Below are 23,524 nucleotides of genomic sequence, written 5' to 3' on the forward strand. Positions count from 1 at the left end.
GTGAGCGACGAAGCGGCGCGGTGGAGGTACGCGAATGATCCAGGTGTGGCGGGTGTCCGACGTCCGCAGCGCCGAGCAGGCGCTGATGGCGACCGTTCCACCGGGGACATTGATGCACCGGGCCGCCGCCGGCCTGGCCCGCAGGTGCGCCACCCTGCTCGCCGAGCGCGGCGGGGTCTACGGTGCCGAGGTGCTGCTGCTGGTCGGCTCGGGCGACAACGGCGGTGACACGCTGTACGCCGGAGCCCGGCTGGCCCGCCGGGGTGCCCGGGTCACCGCCTGGCTGCTGCGACCGGACCGGGCCCACAGCGGCGGGCTCGCCGCGCTACGGGCCGCTGGCGGCCGGGCGGCCGACGGTCGGACCGCCGACGGTGCCGGCCGGCACGCGGACCTGATCCTGGACGGGATCGTCGGTATCGGCGGCACCGGCGGGCTGCGGGAGCCGGCCGCCGGTGCGCTCGCCCGGGCCGGCGAGCTCACTTCGGCACGTGGCGGTCGGCCGGTGCTGGTCGCGGTGGACGTGCCCAGCGGCGTGGCGGTCGACACCGGCGGGGTGCCCGACGGCGCCGCGGTGCCGTCGACCGGAGCTGGCCTCGCCGGGTCCGGAGCTACCGGGGCCGGAGCCGCCGCGGCCGGGACGGACACCGTACGAGCCGACGTCACCGTCACCTTCGGATGCCTGAAGCCGGCCCTGATGGTCGGCCCGGCCGCCGTCCGCGCTGGCCACGTGGAGCTGGTCGACATCGGCCTGCGACCGTGGTTGCGCGGCACACCCGCGTTCGAGGTGCCCGGTCGCGACGACGTGTCAGCCTGGTGGCCGACGCTGGCCCCGGCCGCCGAGAAGTACACCCGGGGAGTCGTCGGGGTGGCGACCGGATCGGCGACCTATCCGGGCGCGGCGGTGCTCTCCGTCGGCGGGGCGGTCGCCGGCCCGACCGGCCTGGTCCGGTACGCCGGCAGCGCCGCCACCCAGGTGCTGGACCGGTACCCCTCGGTGATCGCCACCGGTCGGGTCGCCGACGCCGGCCGGGTGCAGGCCTGGGTGTGCGGCTCCGGGCTGGGCGGCGGGGAACACGCCGTGACCGAGCTGCGGTCGGTGCTGGCCGCGCCGGTGCCGGTGGTGCTGGACGCCGACGCGTTGACCATGCTGGTCGACGGCAGCTGGGCGGAGCAGCTGCGCGGCCGGCAGGCACCCACCGTGATCACCCCGCACGACCGGGAGTTCGCCCGGCTCGCCGGCCAGCCACCCGGCGACGACCGGGTCGGGGCCGCGCTGCGGCTGGCCGCCTGGATGCGGGCGACCGTCCTGCTCAAAGGCGACCGTACGGTGGTCGCCGCCCCGGACGGACGGGCGTACGTGAACGCCACCGGCACCCCGGCGCTGGCCACCGGCGGCACCGGCGACGTGCTGGCCGGCCTGCTCGGCTCGCTGCTCGCCGCCGGGCTGGACCCGCAGCGGGCGGCGTTGGCCGCCGCGTACGTGCACGGCCTGGCCGGCCGGGCCGCCGCCCGCAGCGGTCCGGTCACCGCGGTCGAGGTGGCCGCCGCGCTGCGCCCGGTGGTGGCCGACCTGACCGGTGGGTGACGGTGCCCTTCCGGTGGGTGACGATGATCTGACCCGGTCGGGTGCCGATCTGACCAGCCGGGAACCTGCCCGATCAGGTGACCGGTCAGTAGGCTGGCCTCATGTGGCAGGCAGAGGTGCGGGTCGACCTGGACGCGATCCGGGAGAACGTGGCCCGGCTGCGGGCCGGCACCAGCGCCGAGCTGATGGCGGTGGTGAAGGGCGACGGGTACGGCCACGGCATGGTGCCGGCGGCCCGGGCCGCCCTCGACGCCGGAGCGGACTGGCTGGGCGTCTGCACCCTCGGTGAGGCGCTGGAGCTGCGCGGTGCCGGACTGACCGGGCCGGTGCTGGCCTGGCTGCTCAGCCCCGGACTGCCCCTGCACGACGCGGTCGCCGCCGACGTCGACCTCGGCGTCGGCAGCCGCGCCCTGCTGTCCGAGGCCGTCGCCGCTGCCCGACTCGCCGGCCGGCCGGCCCGGTTGCATCTCAAGATCGACACCGGGTTGTCCCGGGGTGGGGCCACCGGCGACGACTGGCCAGAGCTGGTCGAGGCGGCCGCCAAGGCACAGTCCGACGGCACCGTCGAGGTGGTCGGGGTGTGGAGCCACTTCGTCTTCGCCGACGCGCCCGGGCACGCCACCATCGACCGGCAGCTGGCGGCGTACCACGACGGGCTCGCGGTGGCCGGCCGGTACGGGCTGCGACCCCGCTACCGGCACCTGGCCAACTCGGCGGCCACCCTGACCCGGCCGGACACCCACTTCGACCTGGTCCGGCCCGGTATCGCCTGCTACGGGCTGTCCCCGGTGCCGGGCGAGACCTTCGGTCTGCGACCGGCGATGACCGTCCGTGCCCGGGTGATGCTGGTCAAACGGGTCCCCGCTGGGCAGGGCGTCTCCTACGGGCACACCTACCACACCGAACGGGAGAGCACCCTGGCCGTGGTGCCGCTCGGCTACGCCGACGGTGTGCCCCGGCACGCGTCCAACACCGGGCCGGTGCGCCTCGGCGGCCGGACGCGCCGGATCGCCGGCCGGGTGTGCATGGACCAGATCGTGCTCGACTGCGGCGACGACGAGATCAACGCTGGGGAGGTGGCCACATTGTTCGGTGACGGACGCGACGGCGGCCCGACCGCCGACGACTGGGCCGACGCGGTCGGCACCATCAACTACGAGATCGTCACCCGGTTCGGTAGTCCCCGGGTGCCCCGGATCTACCAGGACAGCCGGCCATGAGCGGGCAGCGGGCCGGTGCGCAGAAGGTGGCCCGGACCGCCGGCATCGTCGGCGCGGCCATCGGCGTCGCGGCTGCCGGGGTGACCGCGACGGTCACCGTCGAACGCGCCCTGGTGCGCCGACTCAAGCGGGAGGTGGCGGACCGGTACGCCGACGAACCCTTCGGCGAGCTGCCCTACGACGAGACCCGGGTGGTCACCGCTGCCGACGGCACCGACGTCTACGTGGAGATCGTCGAGCCGGACGACGCGGCACCGCTGCGGCCGACCATCGTCTTCGTGCACGGCTACTGCCTGGACATGGGGACCTTCCACTTCCAGCGCCGGGAGCTGACCCGGCGGGGAGAGTACCGGTTGGTCTGCTACGACCAGCCCGGCCACGGCCGCTCCGGCCGGCTGGAGTCCGGCGACTACGAGATCGACGCGCTCGGTGAGACGCTGCGGGCGGTCATCGAGCAGGCCGCCGGCGACGGCCCGTTGATCCTGGTCGGACACTCGATGGGCGGCATGACCATCATGGCCCTGGCGCAACGGCATCCGGAGCTGTTCCGCGACCGGGTGGTCGGCACCGTACTGATGGCGACCTCGGGCAGTCTGGTCGACGAGGCCCGGCTCGGTCTGCCGGCGATCCTCAGCCGGGCCGGCTCGCCGCTGCTGATGCTGGTCAACAACGCCACCCGGCTGACCGGTCCAGTGATCGACCGGCTGCGGGTGGCCACCGCCGATCTCGCCTGGCTGCTGACCCGCCAGTACGGCTTCGGCACCGCCCGGCCCAGCCCGGCGCTGGTCAGCTACGTGGAGCGGATGAACTCGCGGACCTCGGCGGAGACCGTCACCCGATACGTGCGGACCCTGCTGACCCACTCCCGGTACCCGGCGCTCGCGGTCCTGGAGAGCAGCCCCACCCTGGTCATCGTCGGCGACAAGGACATGATCACCCCGGTGACCCACTCGGAGGAGATCCTGCGTCGGCTGCCCGACGCCGACTACGTGAGGATCCCCGACGGTGGGCACGTGGTGATGCTGGAACACGCCGACCGGGTCAACGCGGCGCTGTTCGCGTTCCTTGCGAAAATCACCCGATGACCGTCCGGATCCCGCTACCCGAACTGGCCGACACCCACGACCTCGGCCGCCGTCTCGGCCGGCTGCTGCGCCAGGGCGACCTGGTGGTGCTGACCGGTCCGCTCGGTGCCGGCAAGACCGCGCTGGTGCAGGGGATCGGCGACGGCCTCGGGGTACGCGGCGACGTCACCTCGCCGACCTTCGTCATCGCCCGGGTGCACCAGCCGGATCCGGCCCGGGGCGGCACGCTCACCCTGGTGCACGCCGATGCGTACCGGCTCGGCGACGCGCCCGACCCGCGGGCCGAGATCGACGACCTCGACCTGGACGCCGACATGGACCGGGCGGTCACCGTCGTCGAGTGGGGCGAGGGGATGGTCGAGCAGCTCGCCGAGGCGCACCTGCTGGTCCGCATGCACCGGGCCGAGGACGACTCCCGGACCGCCGAGGTGACCGGGCTGGGCCCCGGCTGGTCGGGCCGGCTCGCCGCGCTGGACCAGCCGGCCGGCCATGCTGGACGGTGATGTCGTAGGCCACCCGTAGAGTGCCGGACGGCGCGCAGCTCTCCATGAGGACGGGCGGCGGCCACCACCGAGGCGTGACGAAAGGCTCCCGAGATGCTCGACCTGCTGGCCATGTTGCCTCCTGCCTGGGCCACCGCGCTCACCCCGCACCTGGACCCGGCCGGCACCGCCGCGCTCGGCCGGTACGTCGCCGACGAGTACGCCGACCAGACGGTGTACCCGCCGGTGGAGGACCTGTTCACCGCGTACCGGCTGTGCCCGCCGGAGCAGTGCCGGGTGCTGATCCTCGGCCAGGACCCGTACCACCGGGCCGGGCAGGCCCACGGGCTGAGCTTCAGCGTCCGCGACGGGGTATCGGTGCCGCCGTCGCTGCGCAACGTCTTCAAGGAGTTGGGCACCGATGTCGGTGTGCCGATGCCGCGCAGCGGTGACCTGACCGGCTGGGCGGCCCAGGGGGTGCTGCTGCTCAACGCGGTGCTCACCGTGCGGCAGGGCCGGCCCGGCTCACACGCCGGCAAGGGCTGGGAGGAGTTCACCGACGCCACGATCGCCGCGCTCGACGCCCGTGACCAGCGGGTCGTCTTCCTGCTGTGGGGCGGCTACGCCCGCAAGAAGCGCGGGCTGATCACCAACCCGGGGCACGTCGTGCTGGAGGCCGGCCACCCCAGCCCGATGAACCCGCGGGGCTTTCTCGGCAGCCGGCCGTTCAGCGCCACCGACAAGGCGCTTGCCGACGCCGGCCTGCCCGGCATCGACTGGAGCCGGACCGGTGGTGCCGATCAGCCGGTGGCCGGCTGACCGGTCAACCGCCGCGCCCCGGTACCGGCTGACCGCTGCGGCCCGCCCGGTGCCGGTCCAGTAGCCGGGCGACGCCCGGATCGGCGATCGCCAGCTCGGCCAGCGGCACCACCGGGTAGTGCCGCTCGCCGTGCCGTACGTCGATCGACTCGGGGAGTTTGTCGCACATCCGGGCGTGGATCTCACCGGCTATCGTCTGCCACCGGAGTGGATACGGCTCGCGTGGATCGACCGGAATGTGCCGGTACTCCTGCCAGCGGTCCATCCACCGGCTCGCGTACCGGCCGGTCAGCCATTCGGTGATGGCGTCCGCCTCGGACCAGAGCAGGGCCACGTGCACCCCGGGTGCCGGCACCGGCGCGCCCTGCAGCAGTGCGGCGGTCGGACCGTCGAAGACGTAGCTGATTCCGTCGACGTGGCGGCGGAACCGCTCGACGTCGGTGTCCAGGAGCCGGTCATCGATCCCGCGGTCGGCGAGTTGCGCTATCTGCCGGTCCACGTCCTCGTCGAGGTCCTCGACTCCGACCACGAGTTGCCGGCCCAGCGCCGCGAACAACCGCTCGACCAGTGGCAGCGCCGCGCCCCGGTGACCGGACTCGACCCTGGCCACGGTGGTTTGCGCGATTCCGGTGGCCGTGGCCAGATCCCGCTGGGTCAGCCGGCGGAGTTCGCGTTCCTGCCGCAGCAGCCGGCCGACCTCCCCGCCGAGCCGGGTCGACGATTCCATTCGCTGATGCTCCCTGTCCGGTACCGATGATGTCCATCCTCGACGGATGTCCGGTTCCCGACCGGCGGCGCGTGACCGGCTGGTTGGACTCCCCGGGCGGCCGGACTCGGACCGGACTCGGACCGGACTCGGACCGGACCGGGCCAGGTCCGGCGCGGGGGACATGGTCTCTCTCCAGGCTTGATGCACGTGTGGCATCAAGATGCACGTGTGGCATCAGGTCCGGAGAGTATGAGTGGCGGGCGATACGCGCGACACGCGGGTCGCGGGGGTCGCGGGGGTCGCGGGGGTCGCGGGGGGTGTGGGGCGACCCGACCACGGGCGCGCCGAGGGCAGCCAGGAGCCGGCCGCGGTGTCCGGTTAGGGTGCATACCGTGCTGGTACTGGTGCTGGATTCGTCGACTCCCGCGGTGACCGCCGCGCTGGCCGAGATCACCGACGACGTACGTCTGCTGGCCAGCCGACGTACGGTCGACGCGCGGGCGCACGGCGAGCTGCTCTCCCCGCAGATCGCCGCCTGCCTGACCGAGTCCGGCGCGGCGGCGGCGGACCTGACCGCAGTGGTGGCCGGGCTCGGCCCCGGGCCGTTCACCGGACTGCGGGTCGGTCTGGTCACCGCCGCCAGCGTGGCGCACGCCCTCGACATCCCGACGTACGGCGTCAACTCCCTCGACGCGCTCGGCCACGCCGCCGGCACCGACCTCGCCGGCACCGACCTCGCCAGCGACGACCTCGCCGGCAGCGACGCCGCGACCGGCCGGGTGCTGGCCGCCACCGACGCGCGGCGCCGGGAGATCTACTGGGCGGTGTACGCCGCCGACGGTCGGCGGCTCACCGACCCGGCAGTCGGGGCGCCGGCCGCCGTCGCCGAGGCCCTGGCAGGTCTCGGCGTCACCACGGCAGTCGGCGACGGCGCCCTGCGGTACGCCGAACTGCTCGGCGTACCGGTGCGACCCGAGCCCCGCTACCCGGACGCGCTGCCGCTGGCGCGGTTGGCGGCCGACCGGGTCCGCACCGCCGCGCCCACCGAGCCGTTGACCCCTTGCTACCTGCGCCGGCCCGACGCCGTCGCGGCGGCCGGACGCAAACCGGTGCTCCAGTGACCCAGGTCGGTGGGCAACTGCGGACCGTCCGGTTCCGCTGGTGGCACATCGAACAGGCGGTACCGATCGAAGCCGACCTGTTCGGTGCCGAACAGTGGTCGGCCGAGATGTTCTGGAACGAGCTGGCCAACGGGCACCACTACCTGGCCGCCGTCGACGGCACCGACCGGCTGGCCGGGTACGCCGGGCTGGCACTGGCCGGCGACCCGGCGACACCCGACGAGGCCTGGGTGCAGAACGTCGCGGTACGCCGGGACCACCAACGGCGCGGCGTGGGCCGGACCCTGCTGGTCGGGCTGCTCGACGAAGCCACCCGGCGCGGGGCCGGCCGGACCTTCCTGGAAGTCGCGGTGGACAACGCACCCGCGCAGCGGCTGTACGCGGCGTACGGTTTCGAACCGGTCGGCGTACGCCGTGGCTACTACCAACCCAGCAACACCGACGCTCTGGTGATGATGCGAGATGGCTGACGAACCTCTGGTCCTCGGGATCGAGACCTCCTGCGACGAGACCGGGGTCGGCATCGTCCGCGGGCACACACTGCTCGCCGACGCGCTGGCCTCCAGCGTGGCCGAACACGCCCGGTTCGGCGGCGTGGTGCCGGAGGTGGCCAGCCGGGCCCACCTGGAGGCGATCGTGCCGACGATGCGCCGGGCCCTCGACGACGCCGGCGTAACCCTGGCCGACATCGACGCGATCGCGGTGACCGCCGGCCCCGGTCTGGCCGGTGCCCTGCTGGTCGGTGTCGCGGCGGCCAAGGGCTACGCGATCGCCACCGACAAGCCGGTGTACGGCGTCAACCACCTCGCCGCCCACGTGGCCGTCGACACCCTGGAACACGGTCCGCTGCCGGAGCCGGCGATCGCCCTGCTGGTCTCCGGCGGGCACTCGTCGCTGCTGCTGGTCGACGACCTGACCGCCGGGGTCACCCCGCTCGGCGCCACCATCGACGACGCCGCCGGCGAGGCGTTCGACAAGGTGGCCCGGCTGCTCGGCCTGCCGTTCCCCGGCGGGCCGCCGATCGACCGGTCGGCCCGCGACGGTGACGCCGCGGCGATCGCGTTCCCCCGTGGACTCACCGCGCCGAAGGACCTCGCCGCGCACCGGTTCGACTTCTCCTTCTCCGGGCTGAAGACCGCGGTGGCCCGCTGGGTCGAGGCCCGGGAACGGGCCGGTGAGCCGGTGCCGGTGGCGGACGTCGCCGCGTCGTTCCAGGAGGCAGTCTGTGACGTGCTGACCGCCAAGGCGGTCGACGCCTGCCGGGACCGAGGCGTCGAGACCCTGGTCATCGGTGGTGGGGTGGCGGCCAACTCGCGGCTGCGGGCGATGGCCGAGCAACGCTGCGCGCGGTACGGGATCCGGGTCCGGGTGCCCCGGCCGAAACTCTGCACCGACAACGGCGCGATGGTCGCGGCGCTCGGTTCGCATCTGGTCGCCGCCGGGGTACCGGCCAGCCGGCTGGACCTGCCGGCCGACTCCGCGCTGCCGTTGACCACGGTGAGCGTGTAATGTCCGGCGACGTGATCGTGCGGATGTGGGAGGCCAAGGCCGAGCCGTCCCGCCTGACCGAGTTGCTCACCTGGGTCTGCGACACCGCGCTTCCGGAGATCGAACACAGCCCGCTGCACGTGGCCAGTGAGGTCTTCTCGTCGACCGATGACCGGCTGGTGGTCATCTCGAAGTGGCGCAGCAGCCCGCTGTCGTTGCCGGAACCACCGCTGCGGCTGGTCACCCGTCCACCGCACAGCTGGGACTTCACCCAGGTCGACCGCTGAAGCCGCCGCCGACCGACCGGCGGAAATGGGAAAATCGGTGGATCGGCCACGCAAAGTAGCCGTACCGTCGCGATGTCATGTGGTCCCTGCCCGTCGCCGATCCCGGCGTAGCCGATCACCGGTCAGCCCTGCGTCTGCTGCGCTGGCTGGCCGGACGCGCCGGGGCGTCCGTGGCCTGGGGATCGGTGCTCAGCGTGGTCTGGATGGGCAGCCAGGCGTTGATGCCGGCGGTTCTCGGGCGCGCCGTCGACGTCGGCCTCACCGCCCGCGATCCGCAGGCGCTGCTCGGCTGGTCGGCGGTGCTACTGGGGCTGGGGCTGGTCCAGGCGACGGCCAGCATCAGCCAGCACTGGTTCGGGGTGTTCAACTGGCTGTCCACCGCGTACCGCACGGTCCAGCTCACCGTACGGCAGGCCAACCGGCTCGGCGCCACCCTGCCGAAACGGCTGGCCACCGGCGAGGTGGTGAGCATCGGGACCGCCGACATGAGCAGTCTCGGCGGCGCGGTGGAGGTCGTCGCCCGGGCGGTCGGTGCGGTGGTGGCGATCGTCGTGGTCGCCGCGATCCTGCTCGGCACCTCCGTTCCGCTCGGGCTGGTGATCGTGATCGGGGTGCCGGTGCTGATGGCGGCCGTCGGGCTCGGCCTGCGGCCGCTGCACCGCCGTCAGCAGACCTACCGGGACCAGCAGGCCACCCTGGCGACCCTGGCCGGCGACATCGTGACCGGCCTGCGGATCCTGCGCGGCGTCGGCGGTGAACCGGCCTTCGCCGACCGCTACCGGGACCAGTCGCAGGAGCTGCGGCGGCGCGGCGACCGACTGGCCCGGGTCGAGTCCGTCCTGGAGGCCGGCCAGCTGCTGCTGCCCGGGATGTTCCTGGTGCTGGTGACCTGGCTCGGGGCGCGGCTCACGCTCTCCGGCGAGCTGACCGTCGGGCAGTTGGTCGCCGCCTACGCGTACACCGCGTTCCTGACCGGTCCGATCCGGACGCTGACCGAGTTCCTGCACACCATGACCCGTGGCCACGTCGCCGCCCGCCGGGTCGCGGGCCTGCTCGCCATCACCGGCGAGTTCACCGACCCGGCCCGGCCGCGCCGACTGCCGGACCGCGACGGCGAACTGGTCGATCCGACGTCCGGCCTGCGGGTGGCCCCGTACCAGTTGACCGCCGTCGCGGCCACCGCGCCGGAGGACGTCGCCGGGCTCGCCGACCGGCTGGGGCGCTACCGCGACGCCGAGGTCGCCCTGGCCGGCGTACCGCTGCGGGAGCTGGACCTGGCCACGGTCCGGCAGCGGATCCTGGTGACCGACAACGACGACCGGCTGTTCACCGGCCGGCTGCGCGACGAACTCGACGGCACCGGGCGGGCCAGCGACGACGCGATCCGGGCGGCGCTGGTCGCGGCCAGCGCCACCGACATCGTCGACGCGCTGCCGGACGGTCTCGACGCCGAGGTCGCCGAACGTGGCCGGGAGTTCTCCGGCGGCCAGCAGCAGCGGCTCCGGCTGGCCCGGGCGCTGCTCGCCGACCCGCCGGTCCTGGTGCTGGTCGAGCCGACCAGCGCCGTGGATGCGCACACGGAGGTGCGGATCGCCGCCCGACTGCCGGCCGCCCGGACCGGCCGGACCACCGTCGTCTGCACCACCAGCCCGCTGCTGCTGGAACACGCCGACCGGGTGGTGTTCGTCGACGCCGGCCGGGTGGTGGCCGACGGCAGTCACGCCGATCTGCTGCGCACCGAACCCGGGTACGCCGCCCTCGTGACCCGCGCCGAGCCGGCGGCGTCGACTGAGGTGGCGGCGTCGACTGAGCCGGCGGCGTTGAGTGAGGTGGCGTCGTGACGGCGTTGCCGGTCGCCGGCCGGGCCGAGGTCCGCCGGTACGCCCGTGTCCTGGTCCGCCGGCACCCACGGATGCTGGCCGGTGCCCTCGCGCTGCACGTGGGTGCCGCGGTCGCCGGGCTCGCCGCGCCCCGGCTGCTCGGCGGCCTGGTCGAGACGCTCACCACCGGGACGGCGGCGATCGCCGCCGTCGACCGGACCGCCCTGGCGATCGCCGGGTTCCTGGTCTTACAGGCGGTGCTGGCCCGCTACGCGCACGTGGCGTCCGCCCGGCTCGGCGAGCGGGTGCTGGCCGCGTTGCGCGAAGAGTTCATCGGCCGGGTGCTGTCCATCCCGCTGTCGACGGTGGAGAAGGCCGGCACCGGTGACCTGCTCACCCGGACCTCGCACGACGTCGCCGTGCTGTCCAGGTCGGTACGGTTCGCGGTGCCCGAGACGCTGATCGCGATCAGCACCGCGACCTTCATCTTCGGGGCGTTGCTGCTGGTCGGCCCGGTGCTGGCGGTGCCCTGCCTGATCGTGGTGCCGCTGCTGTGGGCGGGCACCCGCTGGTATCTGCGCCGGGCACCGGACGGCTACCTGGCCGAGAGCGCCGCGTACTCGCGGATCACCGACGGGCTCAGCGAAACCGTCGATGGTGCCCGGACCGTCGAGGCGCTGCGCCGGCAGGAGCACCGGCGGCGGCGTACCGACGCCGACATCGCCCGGCAGTACGCGGCCGAGCGTTACACGCTGTGGCTGCGTACCGTCTGGTTCCCGCTGATCGAGATCAGCTACGTGGTGCCGGTCGCGGCGACCCTGGCCATCGGCGGCTGGTGCTACCTGCGCGGTTGGGTGACGCTCGGCCAGGTCACCGCGGCAGTGCTCTACGTGCAGATGCTGGCCGCCCCGCTGGACCGGCTGCTGAACTGGCTGGACGAACTGCAGCTCGGTGCCGCGTCGCTGGCCCGGCTGCTCGGCGTCGCCCAGCCGGACCGGCCCGCGATCGCGGTGCCCCGCGCGCCGGCACCTGACGGCGTGCGCGCCGCCGACCCGGTCGCGGCGGTCGACGTCCACTTCAGCTACGTCGACGGGCGGGAGGTGCTGCGCGGGGTCACCCTGGTGCCGCAGCCGGGGGAGCGGATCGCCATCGTCGGGCCGTCCGGCGCAGGCAAGTCCACCCTGGGCCGGCTGCTGGCCGGGGTGCTGCGGCCGACCGCCGGTTCGGTCACCGCCGGCGGCGTGCCGCTGACCGACCTCGCCCCGGACCAGCTGCGCGGCCGGGTCGCCCTGGTCACCCAGGAGCATCACGTCTTCATCGGTACGGTGCGCGACAACGTCGCGCTGGTCCGGCCGGACGCCACCGAGGCCGAGGTACGCGACGCGTTAGCCGCCGTCGACGCACTGGACTGGGTGTCCGCCCTGCCGGACGGGGTGGCCACGGTGGTCGGTGCCGGCGGCTATCCGGTCGGTCCGGACCAGGCCCAGCAGCTCGCCCTGGCCCGGCTGGTGCTGGCCGATCCGCAGACCCTGGTGCTGGACGAGGCGACGTCGCTGATCGACCCGCGTACCGCCCGGCGCACGGAGCGGTCGCTCGCTGCGGTGCTGCGCGGACGTACGGTGATCGCGATCGCGCACCGGCTGTACTCGGCACACGATGCCGACCGGATCGCCGTGGTCGAGGACGGGCTGATCACCGAGTTCGGTTCGCACGACGAGCTGGTCGCCGCCGACGGCCCGTACGCCGTACTGTGGCGTACCTGGCAGGGCCTCGGGTCGGCGCAGGCGGTCGGCTGACCGGGGTCAGCCGGCCACCGCGTCGAGCGGGTCGGCGAGCAGTTGCTCGAAGGCGAGCTCGGCGGCGCCGATCAGCGGCGCGTCGTCGCCGAGTTTCGGGGTACGCAGCCGGACGTGTTCCCGGCAGGCCGGTAACCCGTTGGAGTTGAGCCGACTGCGCACGTGCGCGGCCGCCGCCAGGTAGACGTCCCGCAGCGTACCGCCGAAGATCACCGTCTCCGGGTTGAAGATGTTGACCAGGTTGGCCACGCCGAAACCGAGCCAGTTGCCGACCTGGCGGACCGCGGCCTGGGCCTGGCTGTCGCCCCGGTCGGCCGCGTCCACCACGGCGAGCACCGCTTCCCGGCCGACGACGGCCCCGCTGCGGCCGGCCGCCTGGATCAGCGCGTGTTCGCCGATCTCGGTCTCCCAGCAGCCCCGGGATCCGCACAGGCAGGGCCGGCCCCCGGGGTGCACCACCATGTGGCCGACCTCGCCGCCGTACCCGCCGTGGCCGGTGACCCGGCGGCCACCGGCGATGATGCCGGCGCCGACGCCGACGTCGCCGTACAGGTAGATGACGTGGTCGCAGCCGACCGCCGCGCCCCGGGTGTGTTCGGCCAGCGCGCACACGTCGGAGACGTTGCCGACCAGGACGCCCCGGTCGTCGCCGAGCGCCTCGGCCAGGGCCGCGCCCAGCGGCTCGTCGACCCAGCCCATGGTCGGCCCGAGCCGGACCATGCCGTCGTCGCGGCGGACCATGCCGCAGACCGCGACGCCGCTGCCGACGCAGACCGCGCCGGCCGGCACCGCCTGGTGCAGCTCCTTGACGAAGCCGGTGAGCGGGCCGACCGCCTCGGCGGCCAGCGTCCCGCGCGGCCGCTCGGCGGTGCGGATGTCGAGGATCCGGCCGCCGAGCCCGACCCGGGCGACCCGTAACCGGTCGACCTCGATGCTGAGCGCGTACGCGTACACCCGCTCGGACGCGGGCCGGACGACCAGCGACGGTCGTCCGGCCCGGCCGGTTTCCCGGGCGCCGCCCTCGCTGACCAGGCCGGCTGCGGCCAGGTCGGCGGTGAGCGCACCGATGGTGCTGCGGTTGAGCCCCAGCGTGGTGGTCAGTTCGGCGCGTGAGGTGGCACCGTGCACGTGCACGTGCCGCAGTAACGCGCCGAGGTTGTGCCGGCGGATCTCCTCCTGGCTGGGTCCTGCCCGCATCGGATCGTCGTCTCCGCAGTCATCGTGACCCGGCGGCGGCGCGACGACGGGACAGCGCGTCGACGCTGGCGGCCAGCAGCAGCACCAGCCCGGTGAAGACGAACTTCACCCCGGAGCTGACGTTCATCAGCCCCATGCCGTTCTCGATGACCGCGACCACGGCGCCGCCGAGGACCGCGTCGAGGACCCGGCCCTTGCCGCCGAACAGGCTGGTGCCGCCGATCACCGCCGCGCCGACGGCGAACAGCAGCACGTTGCTGCCGCCGGTGTTGGCATCCACCGAGTTGGCCCGGCTGGCGGCCACGATGCCGCCGACGGCGGCCATCGAGGAGCAGATCATGAAGGCGGAGATCCGGATCCGGTCGACGTTGATGCCGGCCCGGCGGGCGGCTTCCCGGTTGCCGCCGACGGCGTAGATGTGCCGGCCGTACGCGGTGCGCCGCAGCACGAAGGTCCAGAAGATCAGCAGTACCACGATGACCGGCACCACGATCGGCACCCCGCGCAGCGAGGTGATCAGCGGGTTGATGCTGCGCTCCTGGTTGAGGATGTAGACGGCGGCACCCGCGATCGCGACCAGCACGCCGATGCGGGTCAGCACAACCACCATCGGGTCGGTGACCAGGCCCTTGGCGGACCGGGTGCGGTAGCGCAGCAGTTGGATCAGCGCGAACCCGGCCACCCCGACGCCGAAGATCGCCCAACCGACGACCGGCGGGACGTTGCGGTTGACGATCGCGATCAGCACGTCGTCGCGCAGCGAGACGTTCTTGCCACCCTCGATCAGCAGCAGCACGGTGCCCTGGAAGGCGAGGAACGCGGCCAGGGTGACCACGAACGACGGGATGCCGACCTTGGCGACCAGGAATCCGAGGATGGTGCCGATCAGGGTGCCGGTGGCGACCGCCGCCAGCACCGCCACGTACCAGGGCAGTCCCATCTCGGTGGAGACGACCGCCAGGATCGCGGCGCAGACGCCGCTGGCGAAGCCGGCGGAGAGGTCGATCTCACCGAGCAGCAGGACGAAGATCAGTCCCATCGCGATCAGGGTGACCGCTCCGCCCTGGATGAACAGGTTGGCGAAGTTACCGGCGGTGAAGAAGTTGGGCCGCACGATCGAGAAGACCGTGCAGAGCACGATGAGGCCGAGGATGGCGGGCAGTGCGCCGAGGTCGCCGCCGCGCACCCGGGAGAAGTAGTTGCGCAGGTGTTCGCCGACGCCGGGCGAGTCGGCCCGGGCGGCGGGCCGCTGGACTGTCGAGGTGGCGGTGCTCATCGGTCGGCTCCCGGTCCGGTGGTGGCGGTGTACTCGGTGCCGTTGTCGGCCGGCAGGCCGAGGTCACCGCTGCGGCCGGCGGTGATCAGCTCCACGATCTGCGCGTGGGTGATCTCCGTGCTGCGGACCTGGGCGACCATCTGGCCGAGGTACAGCGCGGCGATCCGGTCCGACACCGCGAAGACGTCGTTCATGTTGTGCGAGATCAGTACGACGGCGAGGCCGTTGTCGGCGAGCCGGCGGACCAGTTCGAGCACCTGGGCGGTCTGGGCGACGCCGAGCGCCGCGGTGGGTTCGTCGAGGATGACGACCTTGCTGTTCCAGAGCACCGCCTTGGCGATGGCGACGGTCTGGCGCTGGCCGCCGGAGAGGCTGGCGACGAGTTGCCGCAGCGACTTGACGGTCCGGACGGAGAGCCCGGCGAGGGTGTCCGCGGCCATCTGCTCCATCGTGGTCTCGTCCAGCACGATCCCGGTGCGCTTCTCCCGCCCGAGGAACATGTTCTGCACGATGTCGAGGTTGTCGCAGAGCGCGAGGTCCTGGTAGACGACCTCGATGCCGTGTGACGCGGCGTCGCGCGGGTTGTGGATATGCACCCGGCGGCCGTTGACGATGACCTCGCCGCGGTCGATCGGGTGGATGCCGCTGATGCATTTGACCAGGGTGGACTTGCCGGCACCGTTGTCACCGACGAGCGCGGTCACCTCGCCGGGGTAGACGGCGAAGTCGACGTTGCGCAGCACCTGGACGGGGCCGAAGTTCTTGTCGATCCCGCGCAGTTGCAGCAGGGGGGTCGCGGACACGGGTGGTCTCCTTCGTGAGGGTGTCCGGCCGGTGCCGGTTCCGCCGCCGCGGGTGTCACCCGGCGATGGTGCTGCCGGGTGACACCCGCGGCGGGGCTACCGGTCGGTCGCCGGTACGCCGGTCAGCTGATGCCGGCCTCGGCGCAGAGCTCGGCGAACTCGTCGGTGCAGAGCTCCTCGGCGGTGACGTAGCCGTCGTTGACCACGTCGGCGACGTTCTCCTTGTAGATGGCCTGCGGGGTGAGCAGCACCGACGGCACCTCCCGGTTGGTCTCCGGGTCGGTGACGGTCTGCGCGACCTCCTTGCGCTCCCCGTTGGCCAGCGCGACCGCCAGGTCGGCGGCGGCCTGCGCCTCGGCTTTGATCGCCTTGTAGACGGTCATGCACTGGTCGCCGGCGAGGATGTTCTGCAGACCCTGCGGGGTGGCGTCCTGCCCGGTGACCGGCACCTGGCCGTTGAGCTGGTTGCGCTTGAGCACCGAGATCGCCGCGTTGCCGAGGGTGTCGTTGGCGGCCAGCACACCGTCGATCTCGCCGCCGGTCTGGGTCAGCATCTGCTCGAAGATGGTGGCGGCCTGGGCGCCGTCCCAGTCCGGCACCCACTGGTCCGGGCCCTTGACGTACTCGCCGGACTCGTACAGCGGGTCGAGCACGCCGTCGTAGCCGTTCTTGAACAGGGTGGCGTTGTTGTCGGTCTCGGAGCCGTTGAGGGTGGCGATGGTCGGCTTCTCCACGCCGGCGTCGGTCAGGCACTTGACCAGACCCTCGCCCTGCAGTTGGCCGACGGCCTCGTTGTCGAAGCTGACGTAGTACTCGGCGGAGCCGCCGAGGGTGAGCCGGTCGTAGTCGATGGTGGCGACGCCCTGCTGCTGGGCCTTGTCCAGCACGGCCTTGCCGGTGCCGGAGTCCAGGTTGACGATCATCAGGACGGTGGCCCCGTCGGTGATCATCTGGTCGGCGAGGGTCTGGAACTGGGCCTTGTCGCCCTGGGCGTTCTGGATGGTGGCGTCGACGCCGGCGGCGTCGAACGCCTCCTGCAGGAAGCGCCGGTCGGCGGTCTCCCAGCGGTCGGAGGAGGCGCTGTCCGGCAGGATCACGCCGATCTTCGGGGTGGGCGTGTCACCGCTGTCGGTGCCGGTGTCGCTGCCACAGGCGGTCAGGCCGCCGGCGAGCAGGACGCCGGCGGCGGCGGTGCTGAGGATCCCTCTGCGCATCGCTCGGGTCCTTTCGAAGGGTGATGTTTCGCGTACAAGGATGTGTGCTGGTGCGTGTCGTGCGGACTCAGGTGTGGCTTCGCGCGGCGCTGATGGGCTCCGGAGACCCGGCCGGCGACGGCAACGGCCTGGGGCTGGGCTGGGCCGTCGCAGTTTTGTTGTGTCCGGCAACGTATTAGGACTGTGGCGCCGAGCACAAGACCGCTGACGTCACCAGTTTTGTTGCCCGCGATAACAATTCAGCAACGTGGCGGACATCTGCCCGTCGGTTGACCGGATCAGTGGGTGGCGATCGGGGCAAAACGGGCATCGGCCACCGCTGCCAGGTCGTCCGGAGCGATACTCAATTGCAACCCGCGACGACCGGCCGAGACGTACACCTCGGCGTACCGCTGCGCCGAGGCGTCCAGCACCGTCGGCAGGCGTTTACGCTGCCCGATCGGGCTGATCCCGCCCCGGACGTACCCGGTGGTCCGCTCGGCGAGCACCCGGTCGGCGAGCACCGCGCGCTTGCCGCCGAGCGCCACCGCCAGAGCCTTCAGGTCCAGCTCCCCGGTGACCGGCACGACGCCGACGGCGAGTGCCCCGTCGACCTGCGCCACCAGCGTCTTGAACACCTGCTCGGGGGCGACGCCGAGGGTGGCCGCGACCGCCGCGCCGTAGTCCGGGGTGTCCGGCGAGACCCGGTACGGGTGCAGTTGGAAGGTGATCCGCCGCTTGGTCAGCAGCGTCGTCGCCGGGGTCGCGGTACCTGCCATGCCGCGCGACGTTACCGGCCCCGCGCGCTCATCGGGCGGGCGCGCTCGCCCGGCCTGGCACGCTCACCGGTCCGGCGCCGGCACCGGGTGGGCGAGCAGCGCCGTCGGGGCGCCGGCCACCCGGGTCAGCACCAGGCTCGCCGCCACGCCGGCCCCGGAGGCGGTACGCAGCCGCAGCTCGCGGCGCAACTGGGCGGGGTCGAGCGGGGAGCCGCGTTTGAGGATCTCCAACCGCGTGACACCGCGTTCGCGCAGCAGCGCCCGCAGCCGCTTCAGCGAGAACGGCAGCACGTCGGTGATCTCCAGACACCTTCCGTACGGCGTGTCGGTCGGTGCGTCCGCGTAGACGTAGGCGATCGACTCGTCGGCGAGGGTGCCGTCGACGGTCGCGGCGAACGCGGCGACCAGGTGCGAGCGGACCACCGCCCCGTCCGGGTCGTACAGGAAACGCCGGACCGGGCCGACGTCCACCGGCTCACCACCGTCGCCGGTCAGGTCCGTGGCCGGCCGTCCGGCACGCAGCAGGGTGGCCCGGCGCGGCGTGTCGGCCAGCGGGCCGCACCAGAACGCCGCCTCGACCACCTCCCGGTCGACGCTGACCCACTCGGCCTCGGCTTCCGGCGGGATCAGCGCGTGGTCGATGCCCGGCGCCACCTTCAGCACGGTCCGGGGCACCCGGGCGACCAGCGACCGGACGAAGTCCCACGGCGGAGAGTAGCTGTCCGGGTCGAAGGTGCGCCGACCGTTGCCGGACCGGCGGGCCGGGTCGCAGAAGATTGCGTCGTAGCCGGAGACGTCGACTCCGGTGGCGTCGGCGCAGACCACGTCGACCAGGTGGGCCAGCCCGGTCGCCTCGACGTTGGCGGCGGCGATCGCGGCGGTGCCCGGGTCGGCCTCCACCGCGTACACCCGGATGCCGGCCCGGGCGGCGGCGAGGGAGTCCGCGCCGAGACCGCAACCCAGGTCGGCGAGGTGGCGCACCCCGGCGGCGCGCAACCGGGCGGCGCGCCGGTCGGCGACCACCGACCGGGTGGCCTGCTCCAGGCCGGCGCGGGTGAAGAACATCCGGGCGGCGGCCGGGCCGAACTTGCCGGTCGCGCGGGCGCGCAGCGCGGCCTGGGTGAGCGCGGCGGTCGCCAGCGGTGCCGGCACCCCGGCGGTACGCAGCGCGGTCGCCGCCGCGAGCGGATCCGCCCCGCCCGGCGCGGCCAGCACCTCGGCCGCGGCGACCAGCGCGGCCGCGCCCTCCGGGGCGCGCAGGGCGGCCAGTTCGTCCGGGTGCACCGCGACATTGTCCATGCTCGGCCATCGGGCTAGCACTCCGCACAGGCGACTGCTAATCTGCGGTTAGCACTCTCGGGTCGAGGGTGCCAGCCCGCCGGCTCCCGCCGGTGAGCGAAACGCCAGGCGGTCCGGCACCCGCGACGACGGATCCGCCCGGTGGACATGAGGCAGATTGACGCCGGTTACCCACGTGGCCGGCACCAAAACCAGATACCCCAGGAGGGTATGCCCGTGACTACCGCGACCAAGGTTGCGATCAAGCCGCTCGAGGACCGGATCCTGGTCCAGGCGAACGAGGCTGAGACCACCACGGCGTCGGGCATCGTGATCCCCGACACCGCCAAGGAGAAGCCGCAGGAGGGCACCGTCCTCGCTGTCGGCCCCGGCCGCGTCGACGACAAGGGCAACCGGATCCCGGTTGACGTCAACGTCGGCGACACGGTCATCTACTCGAAGTACGGCGGCACCGAGGTCAAGTACGCCGGCGAGGAGTACCTGGTGCTCTCCGCCCGCGACGTCCTCGCGGTCATCGAGAAGTGACCTACTGCCAGTGCTGAACGCCCCGAAGCCCCAGCCCGGGGCTTCGGGGCGTCGCCCGTTGGCCGGTGACCGGCAGCCGCCGGCCGGCCGACGGCTAGTGCCTGTGAAGGGAATGTCATGGCGAAGATCCTGAGTTTCTCGGACGACGCCCGGCACCTCTTGGAGCACGGCGTCAACACGCTCGCGGACACGGTCAAGGTCACCCTCGGCCCGCGCGGGCGCAACGTCGTGCTGGACAAGAAGTTCGGCGCTCCGACGATCACCAACGATGGCGTGACCATCGCCAAGGAGATCGAGCTCACCAACCCGTACGAGAACCTCGGTGCGCAGCTGGTCAAGGAGGTGGCGACGAAGACCAACGACGTCGCCGGCGACGGGACCACCACCGCCACCGTGCTCGCCCAGGCGATGGTCCGTGAAGGTCTGCGCAACGTCGCCGCCGGGGCCAACCCGGCCGGCCTCAAGCGCGGCATCGACGCGGCCGCGCAGAAGGTCTCCGAATCGCTGCTGGCCAAGGCGGCGGACGTCGCCGACAAGGGCTCGATCGCGCAGGTCGCGACGATCTCGGCCCAGGACGCCACGATCGGCGAACTGATCGCCGAGGCGATGGAGCGGGTCGGCCGCGACGGCGTGATCACCGTCGAGGAAGGCTCCACGCTGGCCACCGAGCTGGAGGTCACCGAGGGCCTGCAGTTCGACAAGGGCTTCATCTCCCCGCACTTCGTCACCGACGCCGAAGCGCAGGAGGCGGTCCTCGAGGACGCGTACATCCTGATCACCACCCAGAAGATCTCCTCGATCGAGGAGCTGCTGCCGCTGCTGGAGAAGATCGTCCAGGACAGCAAGCCGCTGCTGATCGTCGCCGAGGACGTCGACGGGCAGGCGCTGTCCACCCTGGTGGTCAACGCCGTACGCAAGACCGTGAAGATCTGCGCGGTCAAGGCCCCCGGCTTCGGTGACCGGCGCAAGGCGATGCTGCAGGACATGGCGATCCTGACCGGCGCCGAGCTGATCGCCCCTGAGCTGGGCTACAAGCTCGACGCGGTCGGGCTGGAGTCGCTGGGCCGGGCCCGGCGGATCGTGGTCGACAAGGACACCACCACGGTGGTCGACGGTGCCGGCAACGACTCCGAGGTCGCCGACCGGGTCACCCAGATCCGCAAGGAGATCGACGCGTCCGACTCGGACTGGGACCGGGAAAAGCTCGCCGAGCGGCTGGCCAAGCTTTCCGGCGGCATCGCGGTGATCAAGGCCGGCGCTGCCACCGAGGTCGAGATGAAGGAGCGCAAGCACCGCATCGAGGACGCCATCGCCGCGACCAAGGCCGCGGTCGAGGAGGGCACCATCCCCGGTGGCGGCGCGGCGCTGAGCCAGATCGCCGCCGTGCTCGACGACGACCTCGGCTTCGACGGCGACGAGAAGGTCGGCGTGTCGGTGGTCCGCAAGGCGCTGCACGAGCCGCTGCGGTGGATCGCCCAGAACGCCGGCTACGACGGGTACGTCGTGGTCGGCAAGGTGCTCGAAGGCGACTGGGGCCACGGTCTCAACGCCGCCACCGGTGAGTACGTCGATCTGGCTGGGGCCGGCATCATCGACCCGGTGAAGGTGACCCGCAACGCGGTCAGCAACGCCGCGTCGATCGCCGGGCTGCTGCTCACCACCGAGAGCCTCGTGGTGGAGAAGCCGGAGAAGGCCGAGCCGGCTGCCGGCGGTCACGGTCACGACCACGGGCACGGCCACCAGCACGGTCCCGGTTTCTGACCGGAAGTTCCACCTGCTCCACCTGCTCCACCCTGGATCCGCGTGATCAGTACGGCCGAGGGCGCACTCCGCCCGAGGTTTCTGATCACGCGGATTCTGCGTATCGTCGGCGGTACCTACGCGCCGTCGACCCGTACGGTGCCGGACAGATGGGCTGGACGCGATGAGGCCGGAGCCGACGGTGCCGGACGCGACAGGGCCGGAGCCGACCGGGCCAGCTGCGCAGACCGAACCACCGGGCCACCTGCCCAGGCCGCTCGCGGCGCTCGCCGGGGTGGCCGCGGCCGCGCTCGCCCTGGGCCTGGCCGAGCTGATCGCCGTCGCCACCGGCGCCCGCTCGGCACCGCTGGTCGCGGTCGGCGGGGTGGTCGTCGACACCGTCCCCGAGCCGCTGAAACAGTTCGCCATCGACGTGTTCGGCGTACACGACAAGACCGCGCTGCTGATCGGCACCGGCGTACTGCTCGCCGGGTTCGCGGCCGTGATCGGGGTGCTGGCCGCCCGCCGGCTCGCCGTCGGCTTCGCCGGCATCGCGGTCTTCGGCGTGATCGGCGCGGCGGCCGCGCTCACCCGGCCCGGCGCCGGGCCGGCCGCCGTCCTGCCGGCGGTGATCGGCGCGTCCGCCGCCGCACTGCTGCTCTGGGCGCTGCTCGCCGGCCCGCTGCGGCCGGCCGCAGCCGCGTCGTCCTCCGCCGCGGCGCCCGCTGAACCGGCGCCGGTACCGGTGCGGCCCGGTGCCGGCACCGCCGACCGGCGCCGGTTCCTGTCCAGCGTCGGCGTGTCGGTCGGCGCCGCCCTGATCACCGGTGCCGGTGGTCGCTGGCTGGCGCAACGCCGGGGGGTGGCGACCGCCCGGTCCGCCGTGACGCTGCCCGCCCCGGTCGACGCCGCGCCGCCGCTGCCTTCCGGTGTGGACCCGGCGGCGCCGGGGCTGAGCCGGTACGTCACCACCAACCGTGACTTCTACCGGATCGACACCGCGCTGGTCGTGCCCCAGGTCGACCCGGACGAATGGCAACTGCGGATCCACGGCCGGGTGACCAACCCGATCACCCTGAGCTACGCCGACCTGCTCGGGATGGAGCTGGTGGAGCGGTACGTCACGCTGGCCTGTGTCTCGAACGAGGTGGGCGGGAATCTCATCGGCAACGCCCGCTGGCTCGGCGTACCGGTGCGGGACCTGCTGGTCGAGGCGGGCCCGCTGCCCGGAGCCGACCAGGTCGTCGGCCGGTCCGTCGACGGCTGGACCTGCGGCACCCCGACCGAGGCGCTGCTGGACGGGCGGGACGCGCTGCTCGCGGTCGGGATGAACGGTCAACCGCTGCCGGTCGAGCACGGTTTCCCGGTCCGCATGGTGGTGCCCGGCCTCTACGGCTACGTCTCCGCCTGCAAGTGGGTCACCGAGTTGGAGTTGACCAGCTTCGCCGACTTCGACGCGTACTGGGTGCCGCGCGGCTGGGCGGCGCAGGGCCCGATCAAGACCCAGTCCCGGATCGACACCCCCCGGGTCCGCGCCGAACTGTCCGCCGGCACCGTTGCGGTGGCCGGGGTGGCGTGGGCCCCGCACCGGGGCATCAGCGGCGTCGAGGTACGGGTGGACGACGGCCCTTGGCAGCCGGCCGAGCTGGCCCCGGCGGTCTCCGCGGACACCTGGGTGCAGTGGGTCTGGCAGTGGCCGGCGACCTCGGGTGAGCACCTGCTGCAGGTCCGGGCAACCGACGGGACCGGCGCCACCCAGCCCGAACTACGCCAGCCGGTCGCCCCGGACGGGGCGACCGGCTGGCATTCCGTCCGCGTCACAGTCCAGTAGGGACAATCGAACCGGCGGCCGTGGCCGTGGGCGTGGTCATGCGGCGGTGGCCGAGTCCGCCGGCTGCGGCCTGACGGCGGCCGATTCCGGCCGGCGCTGGGCCGGCACGGTCGACTTGTGCGGCCGGCCCAGCCGGGCCTCCAGCCGTTGCACATCGACCCGGCCGCCACGGCGGTCGGCGAGATCCTCCCAGCCGAGGGCGAGCAGCCGGAGCCGTTCCGACTCGCTGAAGCCGCCCCACACCCCGTACGGCTCGCGCACCGACAGGGCGTGCGCGGCGCACTCCGCGCGGACCGGGCAGGTCCGGCAGACCGCCTTGGCTCCCGACTCCCGGCGGTTGCGTGACGACCCCCGCTCACCGTCGGGGTGGAAGAACTGGGCGCTGTCCCGGCCACGGCAGGCACCGAGGATCTGCCACTCCCACAGGTCGACGATCGGTCCGGGCAGTCGGCGTACATCCGACATCTGC

The 23,524-nt window shown here is 73.1% G+C and carries 22 protein-coding genes; 14 read left to right on the forward strand and 8 right to left on the reverse strand.

Going from position 1 to position 23,524, the window contains the following annotated elements:
- The first annotated feature begins 34 nt into the window (after positions 1-34).
- From O7629_RS30975 to ung, 5 genes are all read left to right on the forward strand, one after another.
- A complete protein-coding gene (locus O7629_RS30975; RefSeq protein ID WP_278173753.1) occupies positions 35-1,585 on the forward strand; it encodes an NAD(P)H-hydrate dehydratase in 1,551 nt (516 codons plus the stop codon).
- A gap of 101 nt (positions 1,586-1,686) precedes the next feature.
- Positions 1,687-2,805: an alanine racemase gene (gene alr / locus O7629_RS30980; RefSeq protein ID WP_278173754.1), complete on the forward strand. Its 1,119-nt coding sequence runs from the start codon at positions 1,687-1,689 to the stop codon at positions 2,803-2,805.
- A complete protein-coding gene (locus O7629_RS30985) occupies positions 2,802-3,890 on the forward strand; it encodes an alpha/beta hydrolase (RefSeq protein ID WP_278173756.1) in 1,089 nt (362 codons plus the stop codon). Before alr ends, O7629_RS30985 begins: the two co-directional genes overlap by 4 nt.
- Positions 3,887-4,393, forward strand: a complete 507-nt coding sequence (gene tsaE, locus O7629_RS30990) for a tRNA (adenosine(37)-N6)-threonylcarbamoyltransferase complex ATPase subunit type 1 TsaE (protein WP_278173758.1) — start codon at positions 3,887-3,889, stop codon at positions 4,391-4,393. The genes O7629_RS30985 and tsaE overlap by 4 nt, the downstream gene beginning before the upstream one ends.
- A gap of 93 nt (positions 4,394-4,486) precedes the next feature.
- The gene (ung, locus tag O7629_RS30995) at positions 4,487-5,191 is read left to right on the forward strand and encodes a uracil-DNA glycosylase (protein ID WP_278173760.1); all 705 of its coding nucleotides are present in this window, start codon (positions 4,487-4,489) and stop codon (positions 5,189-5,191) included.
- Positions 5,192-5,195: 4 nt separating this feature from the next.
- Here the strand turns inward: ung and O7629_RS31000 are convergent, their stop codons facing one another.
- Positions 5,196-5,918, reverse strand: coding sequence for a helix-turn-helix transcriptional regulator (locus tag O7629_RS31000; protein WP_278173761.1), 723 nt, complete (start codon positions 5,916-5,918; stop codon positions 5,196-5,198).
- Between the two features lie 374 nt (positions 5,919-6,292).
- Between O7629_RS31000 and tsaB the strand changes: the two genes are divergently transcribed.
- The 6 genes from tsaB to O7629_RS31030 all read left to right on the forward strand — a co-directional run bounded on the left by tsaB (position 6,293) and on the right by O7629_RS31030 (position 12,412).
- Positions 6,293-7,021: a tRNA (adenosine(37)-N6)-threonylcarbamoyltransferase complex dimerization subunit type 1 TsaB gene (gene tsaB / locus O7629_RS31005; RefSeq protein WP_278173763.1), complete on the forward strand. Its 729-nt coding sequence runs from the start codon at positions 6,293-6,295 to the stop codon at positions 7,019-7,021.
- Between the two features lie 17 nt (positions 7,022-7,038).
- Positions 7,039-7,491 carry a ribosomal protein S18-alanine N-acetyltransferase gene (gene rimI, locus O7629_RS31010; protein WP_278174749.1) on the forward strand — a complete coding sequence of 151 codons (453 nt, stop codon included), beginning with the start codon at positions 7,039-7,041 and terminating at the stop codon, positions 7,489-7,491.
- Positions 7,484-8,530 (forward strand): tRNA (adenosine(37)-N6)-threonylcarbamoyltransferase complex transferase subunit TsaD, encoded by a 1,047-nt coding sequence (gene tsaD, locus O7629_RS31015; protein ID WP_278173765.1) that lies wholly within the window; start codon positions 7,484-7,486, stop codon positions 8,528-8,530. Before rimI ends, tsaD begins: the two co-directional genes overlap by 8 nt.
- Positions 8,531-8,541: 11 nt before the next feature.
- A complete protein-coding gene (locus O7629_RS31020; RefSeq protein WP_278174751.1) occupies positions 8,542-8,796 on the forward strand; it encodes a hypothetical protein in 255 nt (84 codons plus the stop codon).
- 77 nt (positions 8,797-8,873) lie between these two features.
- A complete protein-coding gene (locus O7629_RS31025) occupies positions 8,874-10,637 on the forward strand; it encodes an ABC transporter ATP-binding protein (RefSeq protein ID WP_278173766.1) in 1,764 nt (587 codons plus the stop codon).
- Positions 10,634-12,412 (forward strand): ABC transporter ATP-binding protein, encoded by a 1,779-nt coding sequence (locus O7629_RS31030; protein WP_278173768.1) that lies wholly within the window; start codon positions 10,634-10,636, stop codon positions 12,410-12,412. Before O7629_RS31025 ends, O7629_RS31030 begins: the two co-directional genes overlap by 4 nt.
- 6 nt (positions 12,413-12,418) lie before the next feature.
- Here O7629_RS31030 and O7629_RS31035 read toward each other — a convergent pair whose 3' ends face one another.
- From O7629_RS31035 to O7629_RS31060, 6 genes are all read right to left on the reverse strand, one after another.
- Positions 12,419-13,609: an ROK family transcriptional regulator gene (locus tag O7629_RS31035; protein ID WP_278173770.1), complete on the reverse strand. Its 1,191-nt coding sequence runs from the start codon at positions 13,607-13,609 to the stop codon at positions 12,419-12,421.
- A 19-nt stretch (positions 13,610-13,628) separates the two neighbouring features.
- A complete protein-coding gene (locus O7629_RS31040) occupies positions 13,629-14,885 on the reverse strand; it encodes an ABC transporter permease (RefSeq protein ID WP_278173772.1) in 1,257 nt (418 codons plus the stop codon).
- Positions 14,882-15,688: an ATP-binding cassette domain-containing protein gene (locus O7629_RS31045; RefSeq protein ID WP_278173773.1), complete on the reverse strand. Its 807-nt coding sequence runs from the start codon at positions 15,686-15,688 to the stop codon at positions 14,882-14,884. Before O7629_RS31045 ends, O7629_RS31040 begins: the two co-directional genes overlap by 4 nt.
- A gap of 122 nt (positions 15,689-15,810) precedes the next feature.
- Positions 15,811-16,902, reverse strand: a complete 1,092-nt coding sequence (locus tag O7629_RS31050) for a substrate-binding domain-containing protein (RefSeq protein WP_278173775.1) — start codon at positions 16,900-16,902, stop codon at positions 15,811-15,813.
- Between the two features lie 278 nt (positions 16,903-17,180).
- Positions 17,181-17,660: a Cys-tRNA(Pro) deacylase gene (gene ybaK, locus O7629_RS31055; protein WP_278173777.1), complete on the reverse strand. Its 480-nt coding sequence runs from the start codon at positions 17,658-17,660 to the stop codon at positions 17,181-17,183.
- A 63-nt stretch (positions 17,661-17,723) separates the two neighbouring features.
- Positions 17,724-18,944, reverse strand: a complete 1,221-nt coding sequence (locus O7629_RS31060) for a class I SAM-dependent methyltransferase (RefSeq protein WP_278174753.1) — start codon at positions 18,942-18,944, stop codon at positions 17,724-17,726.
- Between the two features lie 225 nt (positions 18,945-19,169).
- Between O7629_RS31060 and groES the strand changes: the two genes are divergently transcribed.
- The 3 genes from groES (at position 19,170) to O7629_RS31075 (ending at position 23,055) form a co-directional block, all read left to right on the forward strand.
- Positions 19,170-19,484, forward strand: coding sequence for a co-chaperone GroES (groES, locus tag O7629_RS31065; RefSeq protein WP_123606067.1), 315 nt, complete (start codon positions 19,170-19,172; stop codon positions 19,482-19,484).
- A 117-nt stretch (positions 19,485-19,601) separates the two neighbouring features.
- Complete coding sequence (gene groL, locus O7629_RS31070) at positions 19,602-21,245, forward strand: chaperonin GroEL (protein WP_278173779.1); 1,644 nt, start codon at positions 19,602-19,604, stop codon at positions 21,243-21,245.
- Positions 21,246-21,489: 244 nt separating this feature from the next.
- Entirely contained in the window at positions 21,490-23,055 is a 1,566-nt protein-coding gene (locus O7629_RS31075) for a molybdopterin-dependent oxidoreductase (protein ID WP_278174755.1), read from the forward strand.
- A gap of 36 nt (positions 23,056-23,091) precedes the next feature.
- Here O7629_RS31075 and O7629_RS31080 read toward each other — a convergent pair whose 3' ends face one another.
- A complete protein-coding gene (locus O7629_RS31080) occupies positions 23,092-23,520 on the reverse strand; it encodes a WhiB family transcriptional regulator (RefSeq protein ID WP_278173781.1) in 429 nt (142 codons plus the stop codon).
- Positions 23,521-23,524 lie beyond the last annotated feature (4 nt).

This window comes from Solwaraspora sp. WMMD792 (assembly GCF_029626105.1).
Taxonomy (GTDB): Bacteria; Actinomycetota; Actinomycetes; order Mycobacteriales; family Micromonosporaceae; genus Micromonospora_E.